This is a genomic window from Paenibacillus hemerocallicola (assembly GCF_006265175.1).
GTDB lineage: Bacteria > Bacillota > Bacilli > Paenibacillales > NBRC-103111 > Paenibacillus_AB > Paenibacillus_AB hemerocallicola.
Genome location: NZ_VDCQ01000011.1, coordinates 167,862 through 177,407, shown reverse-complemented (window position 1 = coordinate 177,407; position 9,546 = coordinate 167,862). Strand labels below are relative to the sequence as shown.

Annotated in this window: 9 protein-coding genes, 3 tRNA genes and 1 pseudogene; 4 read left to right on the top strand and 9 right to left on the bottom strand. The window is 50.1% G+C overall.

The window, feature by feature from the left end; genetic code table 11:
- On the bottom strand, positions 1–2,456 hold a 2,456-nt coding region (locus tag FE784_RS10745), incomplete at its 3' end, for an S-layer homology domain-containing protein (RefSeq protein ID WP_176706112.1).
- Between the two features lie 328 nt (positions 2,457–2,784).
- Between FE784_RS10745 and FE784_RS10740 the strand changes: the two are divergent.
- From FE784_RS10740 to FE784_RS10725, 4 genes and pseudogenes are all read left to right on the top strand, one after another.
- Positions 2,785–3,059: pseudogene (locus FE784_RS10740) on the top strand (DUF6809 family protein).
- A 126-nt stretch (positions 3,060–3,185) separates the two neighbouring features.
- Positions 3,186–3,830 (top strand): adenylate kinase, encoded by a 645-nt coding sequence (locus tag FE784_RS10735; RefSeq protein ID WP_139602192.1) that lies wholly within the window; start codon positions 3,186–3,188, stop codon positions 3,828–3,830.
- Positions 3,831–3,984: 154 nt separating this feature from the next.
- Positions 3,985–4,407 (top strand): GNAT family N-acetyltransferase, encoded by a 423-nt coding sequence (locus FE784_RS10730; protein WP_139602191.1) that lies wholly within the window; start codon positions 3,985–3,987, stop codon positions 4,405–4,407.
- Between the two features lie 70 nt (positions 4,408–4,477).
- Entirely contained in the window at positions 4,478–5,002 is a 525-nt protein-coding gene (locus FE784_RS10725; protein ID WP_139602190.1) for a histidine phosphatase family protein, read from the top strand.
- Between the two features lie 43 nt (positions 5,003–5,045).
- On the opposite strand, the gene FE784_RS10720 is transcribed toward FE784_RS10725, so the two are convergent.
- The 8 genes from FE784_RS10720 to FE784_RS10690 form a co-directional block, all read right to left on the bottom strand.
- Positions 5,046–5,591: a GNAT family N-acetyltransferase gene (locus FE784_RS10720; protein WP_342779091.1), complete on the bottom strand. Its 546-nt coding sequence runs from the start codon at positions 5,589–5,591 to the stop codon at positions 5,046–5,048.
- 149 nt (positions 5,592–5,740) lie between these two features.
- Positions 5,741–5,823: transfer RNA gene (locus FE784_RS10715), tRNA-Leu, on the bottom strand.
- A 41-nt stretch (positions 5,824–5,864) separates the two neighbouring features.
- Positions 5,865–5,938: transfer RNA gene (locus FE784_RS10710), tRNA-Ile, on the bottom strand.
- A gap of 18 nt (positions 5,939–5,956) precedes the next feature.
- Positions 5,957–6,030: transfer RNA gene (locus tag FE784_RS10705), tRNA-Met, on the bottom strand.
- Positions 6,031–6,128: 98 nt separating this feature from the next.
- Positions 6,129–6,293, bottom strand: a complete 165-nt coding sequence (locus FE784_RS40780) for a hypothetical protein (protein ID WP_176706111.1) — start codon at positions 6,291–6,293, stop codon at positions 6,129–6,131.
- Positions 6,294–6,439: 146 nt separating this feature from the next.
- On the bottom strand, positions 6,440–6,994 hold the full coding sequence (locus tag FE784_RS10700) for a phosphatidylglycerophosphatase A family protein (RefSeq protein ID WP_139602189.1): 555 nt from the start codon (positions 6,992–6,994) through the stop codon (positions 6,440–6,442).
- Between the two features lie 134 nt (positions 6,995–7,128).
- On the bottom strand, positions 7,129–8,655 hold the full coding sequence (locus FE784_RS10695; protein ID WP_246131978.1) for an ABC transporter substrate-binding protein: 1,527 nt from the start codon (positions 8,653–8,655) through the stop codon (positions 7,129–7,131).
- Complete coding sequence (locus FE784_RS10690) at positions 8,652–9,545, bottom strand: ABC transporter ATP-binding protein (protein WP_139602188.1); 894 nt, start codon at positions 9,543–9,545, stop codon at positions 8,652–8,654. The genes FE784_RS10695 and FE784_RS10690 overlap by 4 nt, the downstream gene beginning before the upstream one ends.
- Position 9,546 lies beyond the last annotated feature (1 nt).

Sequence of the window (9,546 nt, the reverse complement as noted above, 5' to 3'; positions counted from 1 at the left end):
ATGGCAGTGTCCGCTTGTGCAAGCTTCACCTCTAGATCGGCAGTATAGGAAACGGGCGCCCCCACCGCTTCGATCGCTTTTATCGCGGCTTCGATTGCTTCAGCCTTCTCGTTGTTAACGGGAGCTTGTGCTTTTACGCTCACGGTGAATGTACGAATTTCCGAGTACCCGTTCAAACTGACTTGGACCGTCAACGTTACGACTGCATCGGGCTCGCCCGCTACCGGCCTGACGACTACGCCGGTCAACGGATTAACGACCGCCGGTTTGTCGGGCGTCCATACAATGGAGTCTACGAGGCTGCTCGTCGTCCGCAGCGTCAATGTTTTTGTGACCGAGGCCGCGTCGTCTCCGCTTTGGTACCCGATCTCCAAGTTCAGACGCTCCTGAACGACTTTTTCCTTCCACCCGTTCACGGTTTCTTTGGCTGCGGTCAGCTTGTTCAGGTTCAAAATTTCCGAGTCCAGGACGCCATGCAATTTGGCTATTTCCATAGCAACGCCCGCTTGGACAAGCTTTTCTTCCAAGTCTGCGGAGTACGTTATTGGCCTTCCCACGGCTTCGATGGCTTCGACCGCGTTCGCCAATGCCTTGTATTTGACCTCTGATTGAATGTTCGGATCTACTTGAATCGAGCTGCTTCCTTCCGTCTTGACCTTGGCTATCGCGTCGGGCGAACCGCTTAGGGTGACGTCGGAATCCGCATTAATCGTGCTTACGTTCGTGTCCTCGCCAAGATTCAATTTTGTGCCGCTTGCCGAAGGATCCACATTCACACTTGACACGCTGCCTTGTCCGCTTAGATCAACTGTAGTGTTTTGTCCCGTCACGTTGACCGATGAAAGCTTCGTTCCGCTGCCTGTATTTACTTTTGCATTTTTGGCCAAAGAAAGCTTATTGATTACAGTGGGTAGCGGGTTGCCGTTCGACGGAGCTTGGATGCTCACTTGCGCTCCCGGCGCATCGACCGTTACTTCGTCGTCGATATTTCCTTTGAGAGTCAGACTTCGGCCCGATGCCGAAGAAGCAAGCTTTATTTTTCCGAGCTTCCCTGTCGTAGAAGACGACTCCAGCACCGCCTGCGATTCGACAGTCGTATTTTCCACCGACGTGCCGTCCCTTGTCTCGATTCGCACATCTCTTCCGCCGTTATTTACCGCATTAACTCTCAATTGCTTAATGACCGTCTGCTGCAGCTTGATCGTGTTGACGTCGCCGGAGAGTACCTCCAACACTTCGGGAACGATGTGCTGAATGGTCACTTCTCCTGTCGGACCGGGATCGATAATCAGACGCTTTACAGGTGTATCGGGGCCATTCTCTGAGCCGTATGTGCCTGATGCCGTTATGGTAACCGTCTCTTGCGCAACGCCGCTGGTCAGTTGACGTATTACCGTCTCGATCGTGTCGACGCCGCTTCCTGTGTCGTTTTCATTGCCGTCGGTTCCTTCGGTTGATCCGGAATAGCCCCCGCCAGAAAACATGCTGTCGATCAGAACGGATTTGCCGGTATCTCTTCCTTTATAGGCGAGCTTATATGTCGTACCCGGCAGCTGTCCGGCAATCGTAAGCACGACGATGTTCGAGGCGCCGCTTTTAAGCGCAGCGTCCGTGACGGTTAGCCCTTTGTCAAACGAATAATCGGACTTTCGTACCGTTTTGACGGCCGAACCGAATGTTACCTCAATCGCGGTCAAGCCGACCGCCCGGATGTCCATGATGTCCACATTTTCGGCTACTTCCTCGGCAGCCTCCGGTTTTACCGGTTTTGCGCCCGTTATAAGCGCCTTTGCCGCATTCACATAATTCTCTTTATGAAGTTGAAACTCGTAGGCTAATCGCGCCAATGCTTGACGCTCCGCGTTTTCCTTCGGATTAAAGGCAACGGTCCCATCCCCGTTGTCTATCCCATCGACAAATCCGATGCGATGCGCTAAAGCCACATGCGGTCTCGCCCATTCGGATACGATGGCCAAATCGGTCAGGCTTGATTCGGCGGGCAATTGCTTCGCCGTCGCTTCAAGACCCAGCCCTCGAATAAAAAATACGACGAGCTCCTCGCGTGTAACGAGCGAATCCGGAGAGAATGCCGTATGGGAATAGCCTTCGACAATCCCGGCTTCGGCGAGCGCCCCGACATACCCTCGATACCAGCTGTCAGCCCGTACGTCCAGATAAGAAGCCGCCTTATCCGGGCTTTCCTCCAGCCCCAATAATAGCGCAATAATTTTGGCGAGCTCGGCTCTTGTCATCGCTTTCGAAGGTTGAAATCGTTTGTCCTCATAGCCCAATAAAACGCCAGTCTTCGCCAGCTGGTTAATTTCTCGCGATGCATACGAATCCGCGATGTCCTTGAACCGCTCCTCCTCCCCGTGAGCGATCGCCGGCATAAGTACGCTGAATAGCATCGTCACAGCGAGAACTTTTCCGATGCTGCGCCGTTTGAAAAATGACATAAACTCTCCTCCGCTTGGTTCCATTGAACTAGGTATAATGACTCATATTAGGATTATATAACAGAAGCGGGATAACAGTTTGTGAAATCCGATACAATTTATAAAAAAAACGTAGATTTATCATCATCCGAGCGATGTACTGCCTCTTACCCATTGTCCAAACAAAAAAGCCCGGTGGCCGTCAGGTTGTTTGCAGCCTGTCGGTGACCGAGCCTTTTGTTAATTGTTTCGTACCGACTCCTATCTCAACTTATGCAAATACTGCATAAAAGTTAATATTCGACATTCGGAACCTGTAAAATTGTATGAAGTCGAAAGGAGACAACAAATGAAAAGTATCTTAGAAGAACTCTATCACGGAAAGATTAGACCTGATGAGAATATTATTTCTAGAGACCCACAATATCGCTCCATACACAGAAAAATATCCGAGTCATTGGATAAATGGAAGGGAATGCTTTCCGAAGAAGACTTCAATGAACTCGAAGCTTACTGGATTTATATCATCAAGCTAGCGGGATGAACATGACCGCTTCTTTTGCCTCCGGTTTTAAGCTTGGGACAGCAATCATGATCGAGGCGTTATCGGGGGATGACGGATGAGCATCTCTCCTCCTATATGAAAAACTTGCTTCAAAGCAATTCCTCTTCTTTCCAAAAAAATCATTGGAAATACGTGGGTGTTGACTTATACTTCGTATATTATTGATTTCATCAAGGAGGAGTCTTATGAACGTAATATTGCTCGGACTTCCAGGTGCCGGTAAAGGAACTCAGGCGAAATCGATTACCGATCATCTGCATGTACCGCATATTTCTACAGGCGATCTGTTTAGAAAAGCTTTGAAGGATCAGACGGAGCTTGGTTTACTTGCCAAAGAGTATATGAGCAAGGGAGAATTAGTGCCCGATGCGGTAACGATAGGATTAGCGCTTCAGCGCCTTAATCATACAGACAGTGATAGAGGTTTTCTCTTGGACGGATTTCCCCGGAACGTTGTGCAAGCAGATGCACTGGAGCAATATTTAAAAAGTCAAGCCAGACACGTCGACCACGTCATCTATGTTGAAGTTGATGAAAGCATCCTGCTGGACAGATTGACTGGACGAAGAGTCTGTTCGGGCTGCGGTGCTTCCTTTCATATGATTCATAACCCTTCTGCAGTCATAGACCGTTGTGACTCCTGCAATGGAATGCTGATCCACCGTGAAGACGATCAAGAAGCAACAGTAAAAGAACGACTTCGAATAAACAAAGAGCTAACAGACAGTTTGACGGAGTACTATACCGTGAAGGCGCTTTTGCGAACTATCGACGGTTCCCAGGATATTTCAGTGGTATCGAAGGAGATACTTGACTTGCTCACAAACTAACCAAATAAGACCTGAATTGGCCCCTGACCGAGAACCGATCCTTTGAATTCGAATGAGGAAGTAATGCTAGCCAAATAACATTGTGCCATACAGTTTCCCATCGTCGTGATCATGCTGAAAGTTTAAGTAAAATAAGCTCAGACAGGAGCCCGAAATGCAAACATGCATCAGACCGATCCAAGCGCACGAGCTTGACGATTTATTCAGATTAGTCGAGCAGTTTTCTACATCTTTTGAACCCGATAAAGTACAATTCCAGGAAAGCATGAGTCAGCTCTTATCCGATGAAGCCGCGTTCTTAAGAGTTGCCCTGCATGATAGCAAATTGATTGGATATTGCTTGGGTTTCGATCATTATACTTTATATGCGAATGGCCGTGTATCGTGGTTAGAAGAAATCATGGTCGACGAGACTTATCGAAATCAGGGAATCGGGAAACAGCTTATGGACTGTTTCGAAGAATGGACAAGACTCCGCAAATCGCAACTCATTGCGCTGGCAACCCGTAGAGCGGCAACATTTTATAAAGGACTCGGATACCAGGAGTCGGCCGTCTATTTTCGCAAGCTTCTATAATTGTTAGGACTGAAAAGACTGGCAGGATTGCCGCAGAAAAAGAAGATTTGCACAATGAGGAGGGCATGCATTGATTTACGTAATTCGACACGGACAAACGGATTTAAACAAAGAAGGAAGACTTCAAGGCAGACTGGGATTGCCGTTAAACGAAAATGGGATAAAACAAGCCGAATCTTTAAGAGACGACCTCAAACCTATAAAATTTGATCATGTATTTTCCTCACCACAAGAAAGAGCAATGCAAACAGCAGAGATCGCAACGGGTAAAAAAGCAATAATGGATATTAGACTTGATGTTTTTGATCTGGGCGAAGCTGACGGCCTGAAGAAAGCCGAAGTAAGAATGACCGGAGTCGTTCCGGATTCCAGTGTCTATAAAGGCGTTGAAGAAATCCGTGTCTACATGAAAAGAGTTTTTGGATTTATGCGCGAACTTGAGAATGAATATGGCGGAAGGGATTTAAACATTTTCCTATCCGGCCACAGGTGTACGACCGGTTGTATTGGCGCTTATTTCGAAGGTATGCCTGAAGATGGAAATATTTTAAGATTCTCTTCGAACAACGGAGAATATAAAGTATATCCCTTTTAACCTGACTCGTCATATATAAGCTGATCCGGGAACGAGAAAATGGCTATTCAATCGATTCATGCTCCAAAATCGAGTATTGCAAAGAATCATGCCACTTCCCTTTATGAAACATATGCTCTCGGAGGCGTCCTTCGTACGTCATTCCAATCTTTTTCATAACTCCTGACGAGCCGTCATTTTCGGGACGACAAGTTGCATATATGCGATGCAATCCCAGCTCCCTGAACCCGAAACGAATCATTTCCATGGCGGCTTCCGAGGCGTACCCTCTCCCCCAATAATCGGGGTTAAGGCAATAGCCGATTTCTCCCTGCAGATCCGATACGTGGATCCCGACACCGCCGATTAAGCCGCCTCCCGCTCGAAGCGTTACGGCCAATTCGAAATCGACGCGCGGTAATTGATTCTGCATCTCAATGGATCGTTGAATGAAGGCTCGCGTCTGCTCCTCCGTGTTAGGGCCCCAGATCATATACTTGGTGACCAAAGAGTTCGATGCATAAGCATGAACAGACTGACAGTCGGTATCGATGAAGTCTCGTATGATTAATCGCTCGGTCCGGAACTCCAAGAGAACATCCCCCTTCATAGCCAAAATAAAAACCTCCTCAGCCATATACTAGCCAAAGAGGTGTGTGATTGCTTTCTCGCTGAATCCTGCGTGTGTGGAGACGACTTCAACATGTCAAACCGCTTCACAGGATTCGCTTGAAAATGGGCTGTGATCCAGCGCTGTACTGCCGAGGACCGGACTCGAACCGGTACGGGGTCGCCCCCGCAGGATTTTAAGTCCTGTGCGTCTGCCATTCCGCCACCCCGGCATAACTTGTACAATCTATCAATCTAGGAAACAGATTGATGATGGGCCCTGAGGGACTCGAACCCCCGACCAATCGGTTATGAGCCGACCGCTCTAACCAACTGAGCTAAGGGCCCTTATTCGGGAAAAACTTATTGCGGGGGCAGGATTTGAACCTGCGGCCTTCGGGTTATGAGCCCGACGAGCTACCGGGCTGCTCCACCCCGCGTCGTTGGAAAAACCGTCCTTTGTGAACAGCGACAAAAATAAATATACACCATATCCGATTAGGATGTCAACAAATATTTAATTATTTTATTGCTCCGGTTAAAGCTGGTACCGGACTCCGAAGCGCCCCTTCCTGGACCGGTACACCTCCACGGATTGCGGGCACTCGTAACCGTAGATCCACCAGTCCTCCTCCATGCGCTTGGCCAGGCAGCCCGCTTGGAATTTGCTCTCATACAGTTTGACCCAATATACCCATCTCATGAGGTTCGATCGTTCCTTTCCTTTATGTTCTTCTTTTAATAGCATATCCCAACTTGCCGATTTTTTTACGGGCTTCCGCCCAAAACGACGAGAAAAAATCCCCGAACATCTCCGGGGATTGTATAGGATCTGCTATTATTTCAGAATCAGCCTGCGTTTTCTTCCGGCAGCAAAGGGGTTCTCCCTTCCTCCTCCGACCGTTCCTCCTCATCGCGCAATCGATGCGCGATCCGGCTTGCGGCGGAAGCCGCGATGCTTGCGACCAAGTCGTCCAGAAACGTGTGCACGTTTTTGCCTACCTTCGTATCGAGACGTTGGATGATGCCTATTTTATGCTTATCCAGATGACCGAACGTCGTAACCGCGATACTGCCATAGCCGAAAACGGAGCCGAGCGCAAGCGTCTCGTCGCAGCCGAACAGCCCTTCGTCCGTCTCCACGATCGATTGCAGCGGCTCGGAAAGCAACTTCTTCTCCGCCAGCTGATCCAGCTCGATCCCTACCAAGACGGCGTGCTGAATCTCGCGCTTCTCCAGCACCGCGCGTACGCTGTCCAGGCACGACTCCATCTTCAATCCTATATTGTAAGGAGATTGCATTTCGTAAACGATCAGCGCGATATCTTCCAATTGTACGCCGCGTTCCGCAAGCTTGCGCAGAGCGGCTTCCTTGACCTCTTTGCTATGAACCCGTTTTCGCACGGAAATCTCACCTTTCCTGTCATGTATATCCCATTATAGCATGAATCGTTCAGCCGCATGGGACAATTCGGATTTCCGCAGCAATGCCGAAAGCCGGCCCGCATAATCGCGACCCGGCTGTCTGCAACACGAATTTAGCCCATAGGTATTGCCATCGTTTTGCCGCCGCCCGGCATAACGTTGATCGGCGCGTCCGGATTTTCCTTCATCTGCTTCAGCGCCGCGTCGCCTGCTGTTTGCCATTCCTTCAGCGCCTCGCGTACCGTAGACGTACCCTCTATCGCTTTCTTGAAATATTGCATCCCCATCGAGTTGACTTGCCCGATGTTCTGGTATTGGCGGTACAGCTTGCTCATTTCGTTTTCCATCGGAACCGGCTTGAGCGAATAAAACGCCTTGATGTTATACTGCATGCCTTCGCGAGGTTGAATATATTTGGCGCGGGAAACGAGCTGATTGACGCTCTTCGATTTCAGCCTTGCCCAATCCTCGCCGTTGATGAATTTGATGAACTTCCAGGCATCGGCAGGGTTTTGCGCCTTGGCATTAATGCCCATCAAGCCGTTCAAATAAACGTTGCCGCCCACATCCTTCGCCTCCGGATGAGTCGGCATCGTAACGATGTCCCAATCGATCGGCGTGTAGCCTTTGATGCTGGCCGCGCTCTTATTGGCGCGAATGAGTTCGTTGATCGAGTATTGCTGACCGATCGTCATCGCCAGCTTGCCGTTCATGAACGTATTGTTCTGGAACGGGTTGTATTCCCCGCTGTCCATGGCGGCCCGTCTCACCGCATCCATCTTGCTGTAATCGACCGGCTCGGGGAAAATTTTCTCCTTGCTCAGCTGGATCATCGTATTCCATACCTTTTCCCAGCCATCGGAGTCGACCGTCATCTTCTCGGCATTGTCGCTGAACATGCGCAGCTGCAGCGGCGCCGAGTACGTACCCATTTCATAGAACAAATTTTCTTTCGAGCCGTAGCTGTACTGGTTGAACGAGAAGCCGTACACCCGGTTCTCGCCTTCGCCCTTGGAGACCCGACGCGCCAGATCGAACATTTCGTCCCACGTCATGCCGTCCTTCGGGTACTGTACGCCGGCGTCGTCGAACGGTTTTTTGTTATACAGCAGCACCTGCGAAGAGAACGTGGGGGCCAGTGCGAACAGCTTGCCGTCGCCGAGCGATTTGATGCCGTCGATTACGGCCGGAACGACATCGGACAAATCGAATTTATCCTTCGTAATATCCGTATCCAGCTGCTTGAGCATGTTGCCCGAGATCAAATCGGGAAGCTGATCGTAATTCATCAGGATCACGTCCGGCGGATTGGGCCCGTTGATGATCTCCTTCATTTTCTCGTTCGGATCTTCCCGCTTCTCCCCTTCCGGTCTTCCGCCGTACCGGTATTGATCCGGATTCATCGCCGAGACGATCTCGATTTTGATATTCGGATTGTTGTACTCGAAAATTTCCGTGAACTGCTGGCGGAAATACTCGTCTTCCTCTCCATAATATTGCGTAGCGATGCGGAGTACCCGCTCCGTCTTGTCGTCCGCTCCGCTTCCTTTATTACATGCTGCCAATATCGGCACGGTCAATGTAGCTATCATGGTCAGGCTGGCTACGGTTTTGAGCCACTTCGGTTTTGCTGTATTCACTTCTTGTTCCCCCCCAATTGATTTGGCGATTTGATCGTAATCGTCTTGCCGTCGAATTCCATCGTTGCCTTATTCGTTATGTCAAGCGCCTGCAAAAACTCTTTGGGGATTTGCAAGCGTCCCGCCCGGTCCAGTACGACGTATTCCTCGTGGCCTTCCTTGATGCCTTTACCGGATTCGTCGCCTTCTTCCCCTTCCGCGCCGAGATTCGGATTCCGCTTCACGAACTCCGTGCTCGTCAATCCGTCCCGAATGGCTACGACCCGGTCGACCTTGCCGGCAAGCGTCAGGTCATGCGTAACGATCACGATCGTTACCCCGAGCTCCTTCGTCAGCCTGCGGAAAATATTCATGATCAGATCCGACGTCTGCGTGTCGACGGAGCCTGTCGGTTCGTCGGCCAGCAACAGCGAAGGCCTGTTGGAAAGCGAGATGGCGATCGCCACGCGCTGCTGCTCGCCGCCTGACAGCTGATACAGCTTGTTGTGGAGACGTTCCTTCAATCCTACCCACTCGAGCAGCTGCTTGGCATATTCCCGGTCCACTTTTCCGTTCAGCATCATCGGCATTTCCACATTTTCCAGCGCCGTCAAATACGGAAGCAAGTTTCGCGCATTGTTTTGCCAGATGAATCCGACCGTCTTTCGTTTGTATTCGACCAGCTGATCGTCGGTAATTTTCAGCAAATCCCATTCGCCGACGCGTACTTGACCCGCGGAAGGGCGATCGAGGCCGCCCAATATGTTGAGCAGCGTCGACTTCCCGCTTCCGCTGTTGCCTATGATCGCCATCATCTCGCCGGACTCGACCGATATGTTCAGTCCCTGCAGCGCGACGACTTCGATTTCGTCGGTTTTGTAAATTTTGACGAGCCCTTCGCAATGAATCATC

Coding starts and splice junctions, on each gene's coding strand:
- FE784_RS10690 (WP_139602188.1), bottom strand. CDS start 9,545: ATGATTCATTGCGAAGGGCTCGTCAAAATTTACAAAACCGACGAAATC.
- FE784_RS10730 (WP_139602191.1), top strand. CDS start 3,985: ATGCAAACATGCATCAGACCGATCCAAGCGCACGAGCTTGACGATTTA.
- FE784_RS10720 (WP_342779091.1), bottom strand. CDS start 5,591: ATGAAGGGGGATGTTCTCTTGGAGTTCCGGACCGAGCGATTAATCATA.
- FE784_RS40780 (WP_176706111.1), bottom strand. CDS start 6,293: ATGAGATGGGTATATTGGGTCAAACTGTATGAGAGCAAATTCCAAGCG.
- FE784_RS10735 (WP_139602192.1), top strand. CDS start 3,186: ATGAACGTAATATTGCTCGGACTTCCAGGTGCCGGTAAAGGAACTCAG.